This window comes from Tenacibaculum sp. SDUM215027, assembly GCF_050566205.1.
Lineage (GTDB): Bacteria > Bacteroidota > Bacteroidia > Flavobacteriales > Flavobacteriaceae > Polaribacter.
In genome coordinates this window covers 1,226,112-1,246,596 of record NZ_JBNXUE010000001.1, presented here as the reverse complement: position 1 = coordinate 1,246,596, position 20,485 = coordinate 1,226,112, and the positions used below count along the sequence as shown (strand labels likewise).

The window sequence follows — 20,485 nt, the reverse complement described above, 5'->3', positions numbered from 1 at the left end:
ATTTGCATCCGCTTAACGAAAGTAGCAACTGGTGCCTTAGCTCAGTTGGTAGAGCAAAGGACTGAAAATCCTTGTGTCCCTGGTTCGATTCCTGGAGGCACCACTATAAAACTTGTAGCACAGGTTACGAGTTTTATTTAGAAATGCTACTTTTTAAAAGCAACTGGTGCCTTAGCTCAGTTGGTAGAGCAAAGGACTGAAAATCCTTGTGTCCCTGGTTCGATTCCTGGAGGCACCACGATAAAAACCCGAACAAATTTGTTCGGGTTTTTTTAGTTTTAAAGAAAAAACAAAACGCCCCATAACTTAAACACTTATTAATCAATTATTTTAAACTTCAATTCTTACCCCCTACCACCTAAGGAGTATTTACTTTTATTTCACAGTTTGGGTACACATAGGACTACGTAATTACTGTTGAAACCCTTATTATATGTAACTTATAAATACTTGCTTTTTGAAAAACTTATATATGCTCAAATTTTCTTTAATCATTTTTGTAGTTATATCTTTGTTTATTTTTAATTTAGTCATGTTAAAATAAGACTAATAAATACTTTTGGAAACCTTATCATATCTTAAAAAGAGGCACGCTAATGAGTAAGGTTGAGAGAGAAGAAAAAAATTGCAAAGCATCAAAATATTAATCAACTCATTAAGTTTTTTACCCTAAATGCAGTAAACGTTATGACACTTTGGTTAACAGATCAAATGTATAATCTCGTAGTTAATGAGAATTAAGCATTGAATACTTTAGAAATTGCGATAAATGAGTTAAAACAAAACAAGAATGAATAATACCAAATCTCGTTGGTTACAAGATTTTAGAAGGTTTGTTCCCTTAAAAAGTCAATTTTTCCTTTCGGGTAATATTAAGGATTTTCAGTTACTGAAAAACGATTTTGGCAGCTACAGTTGGCATCGATTAGAAAATGTAATAGACTCTGAATTAAAAAGCATGGGGTTTGCACATGTAATTTACTACAATCCATTGAATGGTTTTGATATTCCCTTTTTTACAGAAAGCCCAGAAGACAAAAAAGCACTTTTTCAAAAACTTCAAATCCCACTTCAGCAAGAAGGTGTCTATAACGACTTACAAACCTTTAATATCGTATTGCAAAGGATTATTCATTATCCTGATGAGCCCATTGGATTGATTGTCGATTTCGCCTCTCAATTTTTAATGAATCCTGAAAATCTGGTAAAAGCAGAGCACGATTCGTTTAGTATAGCTCATATTTTATCTCAAACTACAGAAACCAGGCCTTACGGAAATCCACCAAATCCTTATTACAATGTCGTAATCTGGATAGTAGATAAAGAAGGCGATTTACCCGATTGGATGGTGGTTAACAACCCAAAAATAAGACATATACCTATTGGAAAACCTAATCACATTGCTCGCAGAAGGTTAGTGCACCCGATTGTGGAGAGTTTAAGTAAAGACAAAACTAATATAGATGCTATAGTTACCGAATTTGTAGACGAAACCGAAGGCTTATTATTGTTAGACTTGGTCGCGATTATAGAATTAGCGAGGTCAGAATCCATACCAATTTCCATGATTGCAGATGCTGTACGACGATACAAAGTAGGTGTGACTGAAGACCCTTGGATGAAAATTGAACGCAGTAAAATTGAAAACGGAGAGGCTTTTATCAAAGAACGTGTAAAGGGGCAAAATCATTCCGTACAACACATCATGGATATTGTAAAGCGAGCCATCACTGGAGTGGGTAATTCTAAAAGAAATAACCGTCCAAGAGGTGTAGTATTCTTAGCAGGACCTACAGGTGTTGGGAAAACCGAATTAGCTAAGACCTTGACCAGTTTATTATTTGGTGATGAAAATGCCTATATTCGGTTTGATATGTCCGAGTTCAGCGCTGAACATTCCGATCAACGGTTAATCGGCGCTCCTCCAGGATATGTGGGGTATGATGTTGGTGGCGAACTCACCAATGCTATTAGAGAAAAACCATTTAGTGTAGTCTTGTTTGACGAAATTGAAAAGGCGCACCCTAGAATATTAGATAAGTTTCTTCAAATTCTAGACGACGGGGTACTTACGAGTGGACGAGGGGACACCGTTTATTTCTCTGAAGCACTGATAATTTTCACATCAAACCTTGGGATTTATAAAAGCTCAACTACAGGTGAACGATTACCAAATGTAACTTATGAAGATAGTTTTGAAACGGTTGAAAAAAAAGTGCAACATGAAATTGGACGCTATTTTAATTTTGAACTCAATCGACCTGAACTCCTCAATAGAATCGGAGACAACATTATTATTTTTGATTATATACGTAAAGATGTTGGTGAAATGATTTTTGATATGATGATGAAAAATAATATCAAAGGGATTCAAAAACAATTAGGTATTATACTACATATTCACCCCGAAGTGATGCAAACGTTAAAAGAATTGTCTGTTGCTGATTTGAACAATGGTGGTAGAGGTATTAGAAATAAAATCGAATATCATTTTATCTCACCTTTTTCCAGAGCTTTGTTCACATTAAATCCAGACAAAGGAGAGACGATAGAAGTAACTTCTATTTCTTTTGAAAACCGAAGTACTACCATTCATCTAATTAAAAAATAATCGAATGGAAATAGGAATCTCACGTTTGCATTTTCCAGTAACTACACTTGGTCCAGGACAAAGAATTGGCATCTGGTTTCAGGGCTGTTCCATACATTGTGAAGGCTGTATTTCGGTAGATACCTGGCAATTCAACACCAATTCGATAAATATAAAAAAAGTGACAAATCTATTAAAAAAGTGGCTCCCCAAATGCGATGGCATTACTATCTCTGGCGGCGAACCTTTTGATCAAGAGCTTGCTTTAGAAGAGTTACTGAAATTTCTTAAACCTTATAAGCTTTCCACTCTAGTATATAGTGGATATTCTTTTCAGAAGTTAAAATATAAAAAAGTTATCCAAGAAGAATTGATCGATGTGTTGATTTCTGAACCTTACGACCATACAAAAACTCAAACCCAAGCCTTATTGGGAAGTGACAATCAACAAATTCATTTTCTTACTGATTTAGGAAAACAAAACTTTGCTAAATATTTGGACAAAAAGCCCGATAAGAAATTGGACATGCAGTTTGATGATCAGACACTTTGGATCGCAGGTATACCTATTAATGGGATGAATAAAATAACAGAAAGTTTTCGGCAAAATGGAGTTGAAATAACCAATACACAAGCGGTAATAAAGCAAAATAAGAAATGAAATACGTACGACTTTGCCCTGCATGTAATAGTGAACGACCAGTAACCGAAATGTATTGCCAAAATATAATCGGTGACTCAACTTGTAGTTGGTTATTGATGAATGTGACTCAAACTCCAGTAGGTGGCCGAGTCGAAATTCAACATGAAACTGAAGAATCAATCAAACGATTTTGTCAAAACGGACATGAAGTTGGAGAAGACGATTTTATGTGTATGGAATGTGGTGCTGATATTCTAGAGTCAACAGTTGAGGAAGAAGAAACCATCAAACAGATCGATGTATATACCATTATTAAATCTGTCAAGATTTCAGGAGCTACCAAAGAATGTTTTTTAGTTAAGGACGCAGATGGAAAACGCTTTTTTCTAACCTATTATCATGAAAATTCTGAACCTGATAAAGCAATTTATGATGTGCTTCACCGGGCAGATGTCGATCATATTGCCCGATTGGTTAAAACAGGCTATTGGAACAATCGCTTTTTTGAAGTTTGCGAACATATCCAAGGGGGATCACTCAATGAGTTAGGGTATATCAGAGAAAACAGAATTGAGACTCTGGTAAATGAAATTGGTCGAGCACTTCGAGATTTCTCAGAAGTGGGCTTTAGGCATCGCGATCTATGTCCCAAAAACATCCTTATTCGTAACAATGAAACCTTTGATTTGGTGATCATCGATTACAGTTCTGCAAGATTATCGGATTACGACCTCGATACCGATACACCTTTGCAATTAACTCGGTATACAGCTCCGGAAGCTATTATTGGTGGAGTAAGCCCTGCTTCGGACTGGTGGAGTTTAGGAATGATAGTTTTAGAACAAATTACCAAAGGAACATTCTTTGAAGGCATCAATGACAAGGCATTTATGATCCATTTGGTAACCAGAGGCGTCCAAATTCCAGAAGGTATTGATGAACGTATACTTTTATTACTAAAAGGGTTGTTGTGTAGAGACACTCTAAAACGATGGCATTGGGAACAAGTCGAAAAATGGCTGAATAAAGAATACGTTGCTCCTCCTATAGAAACTACTATTGGGTTTAATCAGAAAAACGAAAAAACTATACAACTCGGAGATGCATCCTATACTAATGTAAGCTATTTTGCACTTGCAGCAGCAGAGGAAAATAATTGGGAAGAAGGTTTGGCTTTATTTACTTCGGGTGAAATTTCAAATTGGGTAAAAGAAATCCTTGGCGAAGGTAAAATAGCTGCTATCATCAGAAACTTGCGCTCTAAAGAGGATATTGATTTGGAATGGCGATTTTCCTTAGCTTTAATGCACCTCAATGAAGCTTTACCGCTTACTTGGCGAGGGCAAATTATTATTCCTGCATGGTTACTTGGTAACCCAACACTCGCTTCAGAACTTATAGAAGGAAACATTCCTAATTATTTGGATACACTTTCACGCGAAAAATGGTTGGTCAATCTTAAGAACAGAAAGCTAAATGTTTTGCAAAAAGCAAAGAGTTTCGATATTGAATTAGATGATGATAAACTCAAGATCAATGCACTAAGCACCTCTAGGGTGCGATTAAAATCTGAATTAAACCTTTTACGTCAAATTTATCCTGATGCCAAAAACATCAGTCTATCGGATTTGATGGGAGACATCCGACTCAGTGAAGAAGATTTAATACTTATTTTAAGCGCCCAACAGGATCAATTTATTCCCTTAAATCAATTAGTGAAAGATGCCACTAATTTGGCGAGAAAAATAAAAATTGAGCCTAATGAAAACTTCTTTCGAGAGATTCTAATAAAACCCAAATTAGAGATTTACGAATCACTACATGAACATTTAGAGGGATTTTCGCAGAGCAATAACGATCGTTTAAATCGTTGGGCAGATCGTTTCAGAATAGAAAGACGACTACCAATATTGCAATCAATTTTGTGTTTATCAATTCCCAAAGATAAATGGGTTACCCCACCAAAGCATGAATATGCGTCTAGCTTATTGAACTTTTTTGAAAGAAAAATTATTCATGCTGCCTCTAGAGGACCTTTGGTAAGATTGATTATTTCTAAACATTCCCCACGTTTAGATTTAAAAGCATTGGGTACATCCTTAAAACCTTCTGAAAAACTACTCAATAGTATTATTAATCGCTCATCAAGTACGGAAAAAGTAGACCCACTAAGTTTCAGTCAAAACCCATTACTTAGTTACCGAACAAGAAGATTAGTTTTACGGACAGCAAACTTTAAGCGCGATACAGGTTTGGATTCTTTGTATTTAGGGTTTCCTTTCTTAATTAATCAATTCAAAAAAAACAATCGCCCCAGAATCTTACCTATCATCCTATGGCCAATTACACTGGAATTTAAACACCGTTCAAATCCTACATTAGAAATTGGTTTTGACAAGGTTCGTGAAGAAATCCGACTGAATCCAGCACTTTCAAGTTCTTTGGAACCTGAAGAACACAAAAGAATAACACAAATTTATCAAGAGATTTTAAGTAGACAATCTTTAAGTATTTCCGAAGTTATTGATGCTTTCGGTTCATTTGTGGAGTCCAAGACTTCAAAGCTTGTTACTCACCCAGAAATTACTTATATGATGGAAAATATAGGTTTGGAACTACATGGTTCTGGGGTGATTTTTAATGCCAATTTTACAGGTCAATCAATTAGTGAAGATTTGCGTTTGCTTCAAAAATTACCACATTCGGGAACGGCTATGGAACCCATTTTAAGAATAAGCACGCCACAAACACCCGAATATGAGCCTATACAATCAGAAAACGATCGATTTACTGTAGTAAATGTAGACCCGTCGCAAGAACGCGCAGTAATACATAGTCGATTAAAACCTGGTATTGTGATTGATGGCCCACCCGGAACAGGGAAAAGCCAGACGATTGTCAACATTATTTCCGATTGTATTGGAAGGAAAGAAAAAGTATTGGTAGTCTCTCAAAAAAGAGCAGCAATTCAAGTAATTATGAAGCGTTTGGAAGCCGTAGGTTTAGACAAAAGAGCACTATCTATCACTGATATTGCTAAAGACAGACAAGAAATTATCCGGAGTATTCGCGAACAAGTTTCTTTCGATTTAAACGAATCTGAACAACAAAATATACTCGAAAAAATCACATTTAAGCGAAGTGATCTAACCAAACAAATAGACAGACTGGAATCGAGATTGAATACAATTTCTGAAGAGATTCATGTACTTGATGAACAAGCAGGCGCAAGTTATCGAAACATCTTATCAGAACTCATTGAAATTCAATCTGATAACTACATTAACATTCCTGAAGCACGGAATTTTTTAGAAAACATTTCAGCAGATGAATTGAATATTCTTGAAACGGAAATCAGTGCGTTAATACATGATTGGTTACCTTCAAAATATGAAGATAATGCCCTTTCCAATTTAAAAATAACACAATATGATGACGCAACAAAAAAAGCAATTGAGCAAGATATAGAACGATTTTATGGGATTGAAGCAAAAAGATCAGACTGCATAAAACAAACCACAGGAGTCTATGATAATGAACACGCTCAATTCTATAAAACATGGTTGTATAAAAACGAACAAAAACTCCTGAATATTACTGATACAGAAGTCAAAAATGCTAAAATTTGGTTTGATTTAATTTGGGATGAATTCAATGAAAAATCCATTGGCGATGATATTCTTGATGATCTGAAACAATTATTGAAAGATCTCAAAACATTGATTTTTAACTATAAAAAAGTCTATTTTTCGAATTGGTTAATACAAGCTGAAGATGAAACCCTAGAAAAAATAATTCGAGCTTGTGATAGTCATCTAAATAAATCAATTTTTAAATTTCTTAATCCTTTAACATGGGGACATCAATTTCGATTGAAAAAAATTTTCAAAGAACTTGAACTTCATACTGATAAAGAAAATATAAACCTCCTAAAAACAAATTCGGAATACGAAACTACTTTTAGAACGTATCGAAATCACTTTAATACTGTATTAAGAAAGTTAAACAACACAGTAGAACCTATTACCGAACCCAAGTTTCTTGCTGTGAAGATTAGTGGTAAAACCAATGAACTACTGGAAACGAGTACTTTAGCAAAAGCACTAAAACAATGCCCTCTAAAAGACGAAGCTCAAAAAGTTTTGAAATCTGGTAAAGAAGTCGAGTTTCAGAACTTTATAAGAGAAATGAACAATGCCAGTAAACGTTTTGAAAAAAGACAAGAATCGTACGAAAAACTGACTGACTTAAAACAGTGGTTAGAAGATTCAAGTTTTAAAATTTTCCAATCAAACATAAAAAATAACGATACCGATTTGTCGGTTATTCAGAAAATGTCGCAAGACATAAACCACTTTATTCCGTATCAAAAATTCAGAATAAGGTTAGGAGATAAATCTAAACAAGATAATACTTTACAACTTTTAGCTATTTTTAGAAGTTACGAAGATCAAATTACTCAATATACTTCCGAACGTTGGTCTAAAATCATCCGAAAGACAATACGACGAGAAGGTTTGTTAGGTTGGAAACAACGTATTGAAAAACAAACACCAGCCTTACTAATGGCAGATAGTGAAATTGACCAAAATATACAATTGCTGGAAAATGATTTGGCTGAAATAAAAGCATTAAACAAAGAACTACTTAACCTAAACTATGATTTTGAAAAGATTGGCTCAAAATCACGATGGCACGGCATTACACGACTACGAGGACAGAACTATAAAAAACTTCGAGAATTTATTCATTTGGGTGACGATTTAGGTTTAATGGATATTCGTCCAGTTTGGATGATGAGCCCAGAAGTAGTTTCGCAAACCTTACCATTGCAAGCAGGATTGTTTGATGTGGTAATTTTTGATGAAGCCTCTCAAATGTTAATCGATCATTCTATCCCCTCACTTTATCGTGCAAAACGTGTAATTATAAGTGGTGATGAAAAGCAAATGCCTCCTGCAGGTTTCTTTGGACATAAAATGGATGATGACGAAGATGAAGACTTAAATATCGAACTCAGCGAGGATAACTCCGAAGAAGGATTAACACTATACGAAGAGGGTTGGAATAAAAAAGAAGTCAAAGATTGTCCTGATTTATTGACATTAGCCAAAACGGTTCTTCCCACCACAACGCTTCAGATTCATTATCGTTCTCAATACAAAGCTCTTATCAACTTTTCCAATCACGCCTTTTATGCTGGTCAATTACACATTCCTGCTTATCATCCCAAAAACGTAATTGAGAAGATAAAACCACTAGAAGTCATTCGAGTAAATGGTATTTATAATGAACAAACCAACGAAACTGAAGCTGAAGTACTGATTGAATACTTATCTAACCACTGGCAATTACCCGAAAATGAAATTTTGAGCACAGGTATTGTAACCTTCAACAAAAAACAGGCTGATCTTATTGAAGATAAAATTGAAGAAAAAGCACTTTCAGATGAAGTCTTTATGGAAGTTTTAAATCGTGAACGTAACAAACAGCAAGAAGGCGAAGCCATGGGATTTTTTGTTAAGAACGTAGAAAATGTCCAAGGAGATGAACGTGATATGATTTTGTTTAGTACTACATTTGGATTTAATAAACAAGGAGTTTTCCGCCGAAATTTTGGAGCCCTCGGTCATCGTGGAGGAGAAAGGAGACTCAATGTAGCTATTACAAGAGCAAGGCATAAAGTAGTTATTGCCACTTCAATGCCCATCAAAGATATTTCTGACATGCTTTCCACAGGGAGGTCACCATCAAAACCAAGAGATTATATTCAGTCCTATTTGAAATATACTGAAACACATTTTGGCAATCAAATAGAAATTGCTAATCAATCATTAAAAAGACTTTCATTAAGGAAAACCGAAGAAAGCAAAACACTAAAAAATGATGGTTTTAAGAATACTGTTAAAAATTACATTCACAGTTTGGGTTATGAAACCGTAGAAAATAATGATAACAATGTTTTTTATTTAGATTTAGCCATTGAAGACAAAAAAACAGGAAGGTTTGTAATTGGGATTGAATGCGATGTACCTCACAATCCATTACTTAAAAATGCAAGACATCGTGAAATATGGCGTCCATTGATTTTGAAGAAATCAATTCCTCATATACATAGAATCACCTCTTATAAATGGTTACAAGATACAGAGAGTGAAGAATTAAGATTGAAACACGCTATAGAAAATGCTTTAAACAGAACACCATGAGCGGACCAAAAATTGTACGAATCGTTACCCCAGCAGAGCGAAGATTAATAAAACGAAGGTGGTTAATTCGACTAAAAAACAAAATAGAACAAGTAAAGGCTTATGCCATTAAACACAATATGTTTACAGAAGAGCTTCAAGCTGCTTTGAATGAAACATTGGAATATTACCAAAATATTTCAGAAGATGATTATAGAAAAATAGAGCGAGAAGTTTCGGGACAAATTGAGTTTCTAGATAAGGAAAAGAAGGATTTGGTTAAAAAAGTAGTCAAAATTAGAACTTCTAAATGGGAATCATTTAAAAACCTAAAAAGTACACATAACGAATTACTATTCTTATTAAGAAATAAAAATATTGATTTTCAAGACTTTGACACTCCACCAAATATAGACGAAGTAGAAGAATACCGTGAAAAAGTAGATTATTTGTACAACCTTTTAAAAGAATCCTCTTTTGATTCTCAAACATTGACGGATGAACAGAAAGCAATTCAAGAACGGTTATCTTCTGGTGACAGCTTGCTTTCTGTACAAAAATGGCGATGCAATCGTCCTAAAGTGATTTCCAGACTAAAAAAGTTGGAAAACACATTGAAGGAAATGTATATTTCTGAAATTCCTCAGAACAAAATACAGGAGTTTATGGATCGTTGTGCCGAATTGAACGAAGAAGCTCCTAATTACGATTTATTATTGGATTCATTAACTATCCAAGTAGCCGAATTCAGTAAAAATCAATTAGCATTATGGGAAGCTAAAGAAGAACTCAAAACAGCCATTGACCAATTAGAATCTTTAGAATTGAATCTGAGTTTTATTGATAAATGGACGATATTACTTAATTCAAATAATCTAGATGACATAAAAAACACTTTAGAAAAAGCCAAATATTTGTACGCTGAAATTTCGGAGAAAATCATTGTTGAAACCCGACGAGAGGCTATCAAAAAAGCTTTACAAGGTGCAGGTTATGAGGTTAATGACACAATGGAAACTGCATGGGTTGAAAATGGAAGTTTGGTGGTAAAGAAAGCAAAAAGCTCTTTATATGGCGTAGAATTTATGAGCCCAAAAAACCTAAGCCGTATCCAAGCACGAGTTGTTGCCGATAAAAACAGAGGTCATGAGCGTAGCCCAGACCTCGATAAAAATCAGGAGGAGATTTGGTGTGATGAATTCCATGATATCAAAGCTATTTTGGAAAGTCATAATTTATCTATTATTGTAGATAAAGCGGAAGAAGCAGGCTTGGTAAAATTGAAAGAAGTTGCTCTAGGTGATGGTTATTTAAAAAGAGAAATTCAAACGAAGAAAAGAAAAAGGCTTTAAACTTAATAAGTATATGAGATTTAAGATTCTATAAATCGTTGCTCAAACCTTTATACAGCATTATGACAAAACATTACTATTTGAGAGAAAAAATAGAACGATAAAAAAACTCGGTAAACTACCGAGCTTTTTTTATCTATTTCAACTTAAATTTCATTTCTACTGGCAAATGATCTGATGCTTGTCCGAACTCTTTTAATACAGTTCCATCTATATATTCTATAGAATCTTCCGTATAAAAAATATAATCAATACGTTCTACTGGATTTTTTGTATCAAATGTATTTTCAGGATTCTCAACAAAAAAGGCTGCATTTCCTACCCCTTCAGTTTTAAACAGCTTTTTAACAACCGCTTCTTTATCTCTTGCTTTTGAATTAAAGTCACCTAGTAAAATTGTTGGATATTCTTTCTTATACTTATTAAAAAGATTCAATACATATTCAAATTGACGTACTCGTGTTGTTTTATCAAAAGCTTCTAAGTGTAGATTTATAACAATTACTTCTTTTCCTTCTAAAATAACTTTTACCACTTGTACCAATCTATCTAAATACAATGCATCTCTATAAAAAGGGTTGTCAGCTACTCGCTCTAAAACAATACGCTCGTAATCCTTTAAATCATATTTACTTAAAATTGATTGTCCTGAAACTATTTTACCAAAGTGCATACTTGGTGGCCAATAAGGAAAAGGCACATAATGCTCATCCCAATTTATGCCTCTTGCTACATAATTATAACCTAGCTCTGCTAATTTTTCTTCTTGATCTACTCCATAAGATCTTGCTGCATTATAATCAACTTCTTGAAGCGCTATAATATCTGGACTTACTTTTTTTACTTCAGCAAGTACTTTTTTCAAATTTGAATCAAATAGTTCTTTAGGTTTAGCAATTGCTCGGTTATTCGTCATTCCACTTAAATAACCAATATTAAAAGTTACTATACTATAAATTGAATCATTTTTAGTTGTAGTATTGTAATTGTGTGTAATAATTTTAGCGTATTCTTCCTCGTCCATTGTTGGAGAGGACGCCCAGAGAAAAAATATTGCAAACAACCCTATAACAAGTAGTAAAGACCTTAAAACAATTCTGAAAATTGATTTCATATAAAATTAAAAAAATGTTAAAAACGATTTCAAATTTAAACTTTTTTAATCTGGAATGGTCTTAGAAGCGTAAATAATTAAAGAACCTTAAAATTTTATAACATGAAGAAATTACTAACAATCTTGATTTTAGCAGTTGGTTTTACTGTTACTACTCAAGCACAAAGAGGAGATAAAGTTAAACATGAAAAATTAACTGCAGAACAAAAAACAGAATTGGCTGTAAAAAAAATGACCTTACAGCTTGATTTAACTGAAGCTCAACAGAGACAGATAAAACCTTTAATAGCAGAACAAGTTTCCGAAAGACAGGAAATGTGGACTAAAAGAAAAGCTATGAAAGAAAGCGGTAATAAACCTACTGCTGATCAGCGATATGCTATGAAAAGTAAAATGCTTGACAAACAAATTGCTCACAAAACTGAAATGAAACGTATTTTAAATGAGCAACAATATGAGCGCTATGAAAAAATGACTGCGAGAAAAATGAAAAGACATAAAAAGAAAGGTACTTATAAAAAATTCAAAAAAGGAGAACACCATAAAAAGCATCAAGAGGAAAAGTAAACTTTACCTCTTAATAAATTAGTTTTTGATTGAAAAAAGCTCGGTTTTGGAAACAGAACCGGGCTTTTTTATTAATTATCCATTTACTCTTTAAACCAACTCGAGTACTTCACATAGTTATTTGCTATTCTATCAATTTCTCCTGAAATTAATTCTTGTGAAATATCTTTTACTTTTTTTGCAGGTACACCTGCATATATGCTCCCGCTTTCCACGTGTGTATTTTTGGTCACCACAGCTCCTGCAGCAATGATAGAATTAGATTCTACTACACAATCATCCATAATAATACTTCCCATTCCTACTAACACATTATCATGAATGGTGCATCCATGCACTAGGGCATTATGACCAATAGAAACATTATTTCCAATAGTTGTTGGTGATTTTTGATATGTTGCGTGTATTACTGCTCCGTCTTGTATATTTACTTTATCTCCCATTTTTATATAGTGTACATCTCCGCGAATTACCGCATTAAACCATACACTACACTCTTTTCCCATTTGCACATCACCTACAATAGTTGCATTCTCCGCGATATAACAATCTTCTGGAATTTGTGGATGTTTTCCGTTTACTGGTTTTATAATTGGCATAAATTTTTATTTAAAATATGATAATAAGTTTGCTTTTTTAGATGCTGAAACCATAATCTCTTTTCCGTTTGATAGTATCACACTCCCTCCTTTTCCTTTTTTATATTTTGCTATTTCATTAACGTTAACTAAAAACGATTTGTGTACTCTAACAAAGGAACTATCTTTTAAAATATCTTCAAAATGCTTGAGCGTTTTACTTACTAACTTTTTAGAGTTTTCAAAATAGATTTCCGTGTAGTTATCATCAGCTTTACAAAATAAAATTTCTTCAACAGCTACAACTTCAAATCCATCTTGTTGAGGAATAGTAATCTTCCCATTTACTTGATGAGTCATTTTTGGAGTTAACACGGTAGTTTCTAACTCATTTTCTTTCTCTTTAATTTCAGTAACAATAGCTACGGCTTTGATTAACTCGTCTATCGAAATAGGTTTTAACAAATAATAGGTTGCTTGATTGTTTAACGCCTCAATAGCGTAATGGTCATAAGCAGTTACGAATACAGTTTCAAAGGTTTGATTGTCTACTTTTTCTAACAAATCAAAAGCATTTCCAAAAGGCATTTCTACATCTAAAAATACCAAATCTAATTCGTGCTGTTGAATCAGCTTATACCCCTCTTCAATATTACTTGCTTCTCCTAATAATTCTACATTAGGACAATATTTAGCAATATAATTTCGTAGAATATCTCTACTTATTTGCTCGTCTTCAACAATAATTGCTTTTATTTTCATCTGTTTTTTTAAAATTATTTATCAATAGTCAGATGTAACCTTGGATATTTAAAGTAATTATTTTAAGCATCTCGGTTTCATAGCTAATTTTCATCTTTTTTTAATATCAAGGTTACTCTGGTTCCGCTTCCATCTTCAAAAGCATCTGAAACCACTACAGAAACTTTATCTTGATACATATCGTTTAGAATGGCTATTCTATTTTTAATAGTACTCATTCCTTTTGATTTTTGCTTAAGCTGATTTTTGGTTTTCATTTCTATTGATTTCTCTCTTCCAATTCCATCGTCTTCAATCAGAATAGTAATAGCTTCGTTATTTTTTTGAAGCATCGAAATCTGTAACTTCCCTTTTTCTTTTTTATATCTAAGTCCATGCCAAATGGCATTTTCTATATAGGGCTGTAATAACATTGGTGGAATAGAATATTCATTGAGCGATATGCTTTCATCAATATGAATGTTATAATCAAACTTATCTTTAAATCGATTATGTTCTAACTTCACATATAGTTCTAATAACTCAATTTCTTTAGTTAACGGAATAAAATCCTCATCTGAGTTTTCTAAAACCGAACGCATCAGGGTTGAAAACTCCGATAAATATCTGTTAGCGCTTCGCTCATCACTTACTGCAATAAAGCTATTCACCGAATTCAACGCATTAAAAATAAAATGCGGATTCATTTGTGAACGCATCGACTTTAATGCTAATAAATTATTGGCTAATTTTTGTTGTTTATTGATTCTAAACATAAAATACACCAATAAACTCATCAATAAAAAACCTCCGATTAATGAATAAATAATCCATTTTTGACGCTTGTTACTTTCCTGAACCAATTGCTGATCTTTATACGCCAAACTTATTTTACTATCTGCTAATTCTTTATCTTTTTCTAAACTTGCTATTCTGTTCTGGTTATCTGAAATTCGTTTACTAAAACGTTTTACCTGCTGAATTTCCTGTTCTTTTCGCGAGTACAAACTATCTACCAACTCTACATAACCTTGATAAGTCTTTAACGCTCTTGTGTAATCTCCAACAGTCTCATAAACTTCAGACAATCTCTTAGTAGCATCTTTTTGAATAATCAAATCTTCGTTTTTATCAGCATCTTCAATACTCTTTTTTAAATACGGAATTGCTTCTTCGTATTCAGCTTTTTGCATATAGGCATTCCCGATTTTATAGTTGATTTTTTGCGAAGTAATTGAGTCAACCAATGATTCATTATTTTCAGTCTCAACAACCATATCATCTGCTTCTTTTAAACTTTCCTTTCGCAATTGAATTTCCTCATCGTATCGCTGAGATTTATTATAAAAATCGGCTACTTTTTGTTGTTCTTTTAAGGAACGTTTTTTATTTTCTTCTGATGCTAGCTTTAATGAGTTCTTATAATACCCATCTGCTTTTTGTGTGTTTCCTTGTGCTGCAAAAACTTCTGCCAGTTTGGAGTTTAAATCCGTTATTTTCGGAGTAATTAAGTTCTTTTTCGCAATCTCCAATGCTTTTTCATAATTAGCTTTTGCCTGATTGTAGTTCTTCTGTACTAGGTACACATCTCCCAATCCTTGATATGCGGTTAGACTCAAGTAGTTATTGAGTACTCCGCTTTGTAAACTTTGTAAATAGTTTTGCTCACTATTACTATAATCTTCAGACAAAAACGCTGCTTTTGCCAATTGCAAACGAACTCTAGGAGAGTTTACTTCTTGTAAAGAGATTTGATAATTTTCAACGGCTAAATCGTATTGTTTCCAATAAAAATATACATCTGCTAATTCTTTGAATACATTAGCTCTCTGATTTTTACTAGGGTTTGTCAGTAACGTCTTTTCAACAAAAGACAAACTTTTATCAATATCTTTCTTTTTATAAAACTCAACGGAATCTAAATATTGTGAGTATAAACCTACTTGCTTTCTTTTACTATAAGAGCTTGGTTTTGATTTTTTTTTAGATGTAAATCCTTCGACCTCTACCTTTATGTCTTCATCATCTTTAATCGTATAAAAAACACGATCAAAATCAGGATGTGAAACTTCTAATTGGCTTCCTGCTGTAGCTTTTACAGTATAACTTCCTTTTATTTCGGAAAATCGAAAAGTCCGCCCATTCACCTCCACTCTCGCATCTTTAATCAGTTGATGAGTTTCACTATTAACCACTTGAACTTTGACTGAGAATTCTTTAGGTATCTCTTTCTCTATTTGAGAGTATAGTGATGAAAACTTCAGTAGAAGCATAGGGAATAATAGTATGTAAAAAAGCTTTTTCATTCTTTATTTCTTACTGTAAACATACATACAAAAAGCCATACAAAAAAACGTCCACCTCTCTAAAACACTATAAAAAACAGTAGAAAATAAAGGTTACTCATTTAGTTGACCATTTCCCTAAACAAAATGACATGTTCACTCATTCTAGATTTTTTAAGAAAAAAGTTGGAGGTAGTTTTGAATAGAAATTAACACCAATCAAACTTTTAATCCAATTAATAACTAAAAACAAAAAATTATGAAAACGCAGGCATTAAAAGTATTTTTCATTTGCTTAGTACTACTAACAACAACTACTTATGCTAATGAAACGAAACCTACAACAGAAGCTAAAAAACAAACCGTTAAAGTTGCATTGTTACTTGATACCAGTAATAGTATGGATGGACTTATTAACCAAGCAAAAGCACAACTATGGGAAATTGTAAACGAACTATCGTATGCAAAATGTAATGGCATCACTCCAAATTTAGAAATTGCTTTGTACGAATACGGAAATTCAAATTTATCTCCTAAAGAAGGATATATCCGACAAGTTTTACAGTTTACCAGTGATTTAGATGAGATCTCTGAACACCTATTTTCTTTAAGCACAGATGGAGGAAGTGAATACTGCGGACAAGTAATTCAAACCTCATTAAACGAATTGGATTGGGGAGCTAACAAACGTGATTTAAAAATGATTTTTATTGCAGGGAATGAACCTTTTACACAAGGAAAAATTAATTACAGAGATGCTATTACCAACGCTAAAGAAAAAGACATTACGATAAACACTATTTTTTGTGGCGATTACAACCAAGGTATTACTGGAAGATGGCAAGACGGAGCGATTTATGGAGGTGGTGATTATATGACTATCAATCAAAATAAACACATTGTACACATAGTAACTCCGTATGATAATGACATTATTATTTTAAACAAACGTTTAAATGACACTTACATCCATTATGGTTCTTACGGATATTCTAAATACAGTAACCAGGCAAAACAAGATATGAATGCAGAAAGCTTGGATGAAGCTGTGGTGGTAAAACGTGCCGTTACTAAAAGTTCTAAATTATATAAAAATGCTGAATGGGATTTGGTAGATGCTTCGGAAGAAAAAGAAATTGATTACAGTTCTTTGAAAAAGAAACAGCTTCCTAAACAGTTACAAAACAAATCTGCCAAAGAAATTAAAATGTATGTTGAGAAGAAACGTAAAGAGCGTGCTGAAATTCAACAAAAAATTCAAGAATTAAATAAAAAGAGAAAGACTTATGTAGCAAAAAAACAACGTGAAAGTTCTAATAAGAATGAATTAGAAAGTGTTATGATTAAAGCTATCAAAAAACAAGCAAAAAAGAAAAATTACTCTTGGTAGTTTTGATTGGGGTTTGGTTAGTTGAAGCGGAGTTTTTACTCCGCTTTTTTTATTTAACTAGTAAATCTTGACCAATACTAATGTTATTATCGCTTAGTCCGTTTGCTTCTTTTAATCGTTGTACCGAAATATTATACCTTCTTGATATAGAATACAGCGTATCTCCTTTTTGAACTTTATGAGAGCTTGCTTTATAAGTTGGTGTTTTTGCAGCCAAAGAACCATCTCTTCTTACTCTATCGTACTTATCTAAGCTATACTTTCTAATAATCGATATTAATTTTTGAGGATATTTTCTATCCGTAGCATATCCTGCTCTTTTCAATCCATACGCCCAACCTTTATAATCCGTATGTCTTAACCTAAATAAGCTCGAATATCGCTTACGAGTTAGTAAAAACTGTGAATGATCTTCATACGAAGTTTCAGGATACTTATATTTTCTAAAACATTCTCCTTTTTCATCATCATCATGAGTTACGCTATGCCCTTGCCAACCTCTGTGACATTTAATTCCGAAGTGATTGTTTGATCTAAGAGCTAATGCACTTCTACCACTTCCCGATTCTAACACTCCTTGTGCTAGAGTAATACTAGCAGGAATACCATGTTCGTGCATTTTTTTTACCGCTATCGGTGCAAATTTTTGAATATACGCTTCGGTATGATTCGTCGTAGTTTTTAATGGTTTTTGTATTTGCTCTAACTGTGGTAACTCAGGTCTTTTTTCTTCTTGTTGTTCTAAAACTACTTCTCTAGGAGTAGATTTTACCACATTTTTACCTGACCCACAACTTGCCAATACTACAGCACATGCTGCTAAAAAAACTACCTTTATTCTCATTAAACCTTTATTAACTCTTGATTTTTATTCTTTAATTTCTGATTTACTCCTGCTATGCCTTGTAAACCACCTGTATGAATTACTAGTATTTTACTATCTCTCGGAAATATATCTTTTGCTACTAAATCTAGTATTCCGAAGAGCATTTTCCCTGTATAAAGAGGATCTAGTAAAATACCTGTTTGCTCTTTAAATTGGTTTATAAAACGGATTAACTCCTCAGTATATTTTCCGTAGCCTCCAAAATGATACTCTTTTTGTAAACTCCAATGATTATTCCTATTTACAAACGGCTTGATTTCATCCACTAAAAAACCACCTTTCAACGCTGGGAACCCAATTATTTTTTGATGTTTTTTAGCCGAATTTATCAATCCAGAAATGGTTCCTCCAGTACCAACTGCACAACAAATATAATCGAATTTTTCATCTTCATTTGTTAAAATCTCTTCACAGCCTTGTACCGCTAAAGCATTCGTTCCTCCTTCAGGAACCAAATAAAAATCACCAAACTCCTTTTTTAATTGATTGATAAATGCTTCAGAAGTTTTATTTCGATACGCTTCTCGCGATACAAACTTGAACTGCATTCCGTTGTCATGGGCGTTTTTCAACGTGGCATTTTGAGAAAGTGTTGTTTCTAAATTCTTCCCTAGTTCATCTCCTCTGATAATCCCGATGGTTTTAAAACCTGCTATTTTTCCTGCGGTAGCAGTAGCTGCAATGTGATTTGAAAAAGCGCCTCCAAAAGTTAACAAGGTGTCTTTCTCTTGTCGTTTTGCCTCTTCAATATTGTACTTGAGTTTTCTAAATTTATTTCCTGAAACAAACGGATGAATGGTGTCTTCTCGCTTTACAAAAAGTTCAATTCCTTTCGTAGTTAAAATCGGAAGATGGATTTGTTGATTTTCAGGAGTTGAAATTTCTAGTTGAAACAGCATTTTAAAAAAATTATCAGCGCAAAAATAAGCCTTTAATCTATTTCGAGCTTATATCCCACTCCGTGAATGTTGGTTATTTTTATAGAAGTATCGTCTTTTAGTTTTTTTCGGAGTTTAGAAATATAGGTATCTAAACTTCTGCCAACCACAACTCCATTATCTTCCCACACTCTTTTGGTGAGCTCTTCCCTTTTAATAATTTCATTGGGTCTGCTAATAAAGATTTCCAATAACTCACATTCCTTTTTAGATAAACTAATTTCTATTGCCTGTTTTACTAGTTTGTTCTGCTCAGGATAAAACTCAAAACTTCCTAAGGTTAACACAGTACTTAAATTATTAATTGTAGCTGTTTTTCTTTTTCTCTTTTTTTGATATACCGCCACACCAAGTACTACTATTAAAAACAGTAATCCGTAGAAAATAAACTGACTATTATTTGACGTGCTTGTTTTTATAAACTGAACTTCTATAAAATAACAATCCTCAGGTAACAGTCTTCCTTTACAGGGTATGATAGCTTTCTCTTCCTTTTTTCTCATTTCGTAGCTGTACACTACTTCTTCACTAGAGCAATTCTTAACTTCCAATATATAATTAGCCGAAAAATTAGACACTTTAAAATTCCTGTTTACAATAGTTACCAAACTATCGGGTTCAATCTTCAGATTGTTTTGAAAACTTAGCTTAAAGGTTAATTCATTCAACTGTTGTACAGGTAAAACTAATGAGGTAGTATCTTCATTGCTTAGTAATAACTGGTGTCCTACGTTTCGAAGTGAAACTTTTACGCGCTCTAAAAAGTTTTCATTGGTAGTGCACGAAGTAAACAATGCTATTACGGCAAATATGTATAACACTGTTTTGTTAGATGCTAAATTAAAATTCTTACTCATACGATTTACAAATATCTTACTTTTCAACATCTTTAAACAAGAGTTGACACTTCTTTTACACTTTTTTGACATTTTTCACCTCCCGTCATTGCGAAGGAGGAACGACTGAAGTAATCTGTTTATTGAGAATACGCGACTTAAAGATTGCTTCATTAGTACTCGCAATGACTCATTTTGTCATTTCAAACTGAAGTGCAACGGACGTGAAAAACCGCAAGGTTCAGCGGAGTTAAACCTCATTAATTAACAGCTGTCATTTCAACCAGAGGAAGAAACCTTATTAAAACAAGTGACTCACAACTTTGAGATTTCTCAGTCGCTTATAAAATCGCTTATTCGAAATGACATTATTTTAC

13 protein-coding genes and 2 tRNA genes are annotated in these 20,485 nt (G+C 33.3%); 8 read left to right on the top strand and 7 right to left on the bottom strand.

Features of this window, described 5'->3' with window-relative positions; genetic code table 11:
* The first annotated feature begins 30 nt into the window (after positions 1 to 30).
* The 6 genes from ACQYZ7_RS05870 to ACQYZ7_RS05845 all read left to right on the top strand — a co-directional run bounded on the left by ACQYZ7_RS05870 (position 31) and on the right by ACQYZ7_RS05845 (position 10,773).
* Positions 31 to 103, top strand: a tRNA-Phe gene (locus ACQYZ7_RS05870).
* Between the two features lie 62 nt (positions 104 to 165).
* Positions 166 to 238 (top strand) — tRNA-Phe (locus ACQYZ7_RS05865).
* Between the two features lie 552 nt (positions 239 to 790).
* Positions 791 to 2,611 (top strand): AAA family ATPase, encoded by a 1,821-nt coding sequence (locus ACQYZ7_RS05860; RefSeq protein WP_430728825.1) that lies wholly within the window; start codon positions 791 to 793, stop codon positions 2,609 to 2,611.
* A gap of 4 nt (positions 2,612 to 2,615) precedes the next feature.
* Positions 2,616 to 3,251 (top strand): 4Fe-4S single cluster domain-containing protein, encoded by a 636-nt coding sequence (locus tag ACQYZ7_RS05855; protein ID WP_430728824.1) that lies wholly within the window; start codon positions 2,616 to 2,618, stop codon positions 3,249 to 3,251.
* A complete protein-coding gene (locus tag ACQYZ7_RS05850; protein WP_430728823.1) occupies positions 3,248 to 9,442 on the top strand; it encodes a protein kinase domain-containing protein in 6,195 nt (2,064 codons plus the stop codon). Before ACQYZ7_RS05855 ends, ACQYZ7_RS05850 begins: the two co-directional genes overlap by 4 nt.
* Positions 9,439 to 10,773 carry a hypothetical protein gene (locus tag ACQYZ7_RS05845; protein ID WP_430728822.1) on the top strand — a complete coding sequence of 445 codons (1,335 nt, stop codon included), beginning with the start codon at positions 9,439 to 9,441 and terminating at the stop codon, positions 10,771 to 10,773. The genes ACQYZ7_RS05850 and ACQYZ7_RS05845 overlap by 4 nt, the downstream gene beginning before the upstream one ends.
* A 136-nt stretch (positions 10,774 to 10,909) precedes the next feature.
* On the opposite strand, the gene ACQYZ7_RS05840 is transcribed toward ACQYZ7_RS05845, so the two are convergent.
* Positions 10,910 to 11,797, bottom strand: a complete 888-nt coding sequence (locus tag ACQYZ7_RS05840) for an endonuclease/exonuclease/phosphatase family protein (protein ID WP_430728821.1) — start codon at positions 11,795 to 11,797, stop codon at positions 10,910 to 10,912.
* Between the two features lie 192 nt (positions 11,798 to 11,989).
* On the opposite strand from ACQYZ7_RS05840, the gene ACQYZ7_RS05835 reads away from it, so the two are divergent.
* A complete protein-coding gene (locus tag ACQYZ7_RS05835) occupies positions 11,990 to 12,454 on the top strand; it encodes a Spy/CpxP family protein refolding chaperone (protein WP_430728820.1) in 465 nt (154 codons plus the stop codon).
* Between the two features lie 83 nt (positions 12,455 to 12,537).
* Here ACQYZ7_RS05835 and ACQYZ7_RS05830 read toward each other — a convergent pair whose 3' ends face one another.
* The 3 genes from ACQYZ7_RS05830 to ACQYZ7_RS05820 all read right to left on the bottom strand — a co-directional run bounded on the left by ACQYZ7_RS05830 (position 12,538) and on the right by ACQYZ7_RS05820 (position 16,079).
* Positions 12,538 to 13,053 (bottom strand): gamma carbonic anhydrase family protein, encoded by a 516-nt coding sequence (locus ACQYZ7_RS05830; RefSeq protein ID WP_430728819.1) that lies wholly within the window; start codon positions 13,051 to 13,053, stop codon positions 12,538 to 12,540.
* A gap of 6 nt (positions 13,054 to 13,059) precedes the next feature.
* A complete protein-coding gene (locus ACQYZ7_RS05825; protein WP_430728818.1) occupies positions 13,060 to 13,794 on the bottom strand; it encodes a LytR/AlgR family response regulator transcription factor in 735 nt (244 codons plus the stop codon).
* Positions 13,795 to 13,877: 83 nt separating this feature from the next.
* A complete protein-coding gene (locus tag ACQYZ7_RS05820) occupies positions 13,878 to 16,079 on the bottom strand; it encodes a tetratricopeptide repeat-containing sensor histidine kinase (RefSeq protein WP_430728817.1) in 2,202 nt (733 codons plus the stop codon).
* A gap of 238 nt (positions 16,080 to 16,317) precedes the next feature.
* Between ACQYZ7_RS05820 and ACQYZ7_RS05815 the strand changes: the two genes are divergently transcribed.
* Positions 16,318 to 17,448: a VWA domain-containing protein gene (locus ACQYZ7_RS05815; protein WP_430728816.1), complete on the top strand. Its 1,131-nt coding sequence runs from the start codon at positions 16,318 to 16,320 to the stop codon at positions 17,446 to 17,448.
* Positions 17,449 to 17,497: 49 nt separating this feature from the next.
* On the opposite strand, the gene ACQYZ7_RS05810 is transcribed toward ACQYZ7_RS05815, so the two are convergent.
* The 3 genes from ACQYZ7_RS05810 to ACQYZ7_RS05800 are packed head-to-tail and all read right to left on the bottom strand — an operon-like array spanning position 17,498 to position 20,129.
* Positions 17,498 to 18,292: a glucosaminidase domain-containing protein gene (locus tag ACQYZ7_RS05810; protein ID WP_430728815.1), complete on the bottom strand. Its 795-nt coding sequence runs from the start codon at positions 18,290 to 18,292 to the stop codon at positions 17,498 to 17,500.
* Positions 18,292 to 19,233, bottom strand: a complete 942-nt coding sequence (locus ACQYZ7_RS05805) for a 1-aminocyclopropane-1-carboxylate deaminase/D-cysteine desulfhydrase (RefSeq protein ID WP_430728814.1) — start codon at positions 19,231 to 19,233, stop codon at positions 18,292 to 18,294. Before ACQYZ7_RS05805 ends, ACQYZ7_RS05810 begins: the two co-directional genes overlap by 1 nt.
* A 32-nt stretch (positions 19,234 to 19,265) precedes the next feature.
* Positions 19,266 to 20,129, bottom strand: a complete 864-nt coding sequence (locus ACQYZ7_RS05800; protein ID WP_430728813.1) for a winged helix-turn-helix domain-containing protein — start codon at positions 20,127 to 20,129, stop codon at positions 19,266 to 19,268.
* Positions 20,130 to 20,485: the final 356 nt, after the last annotated feature.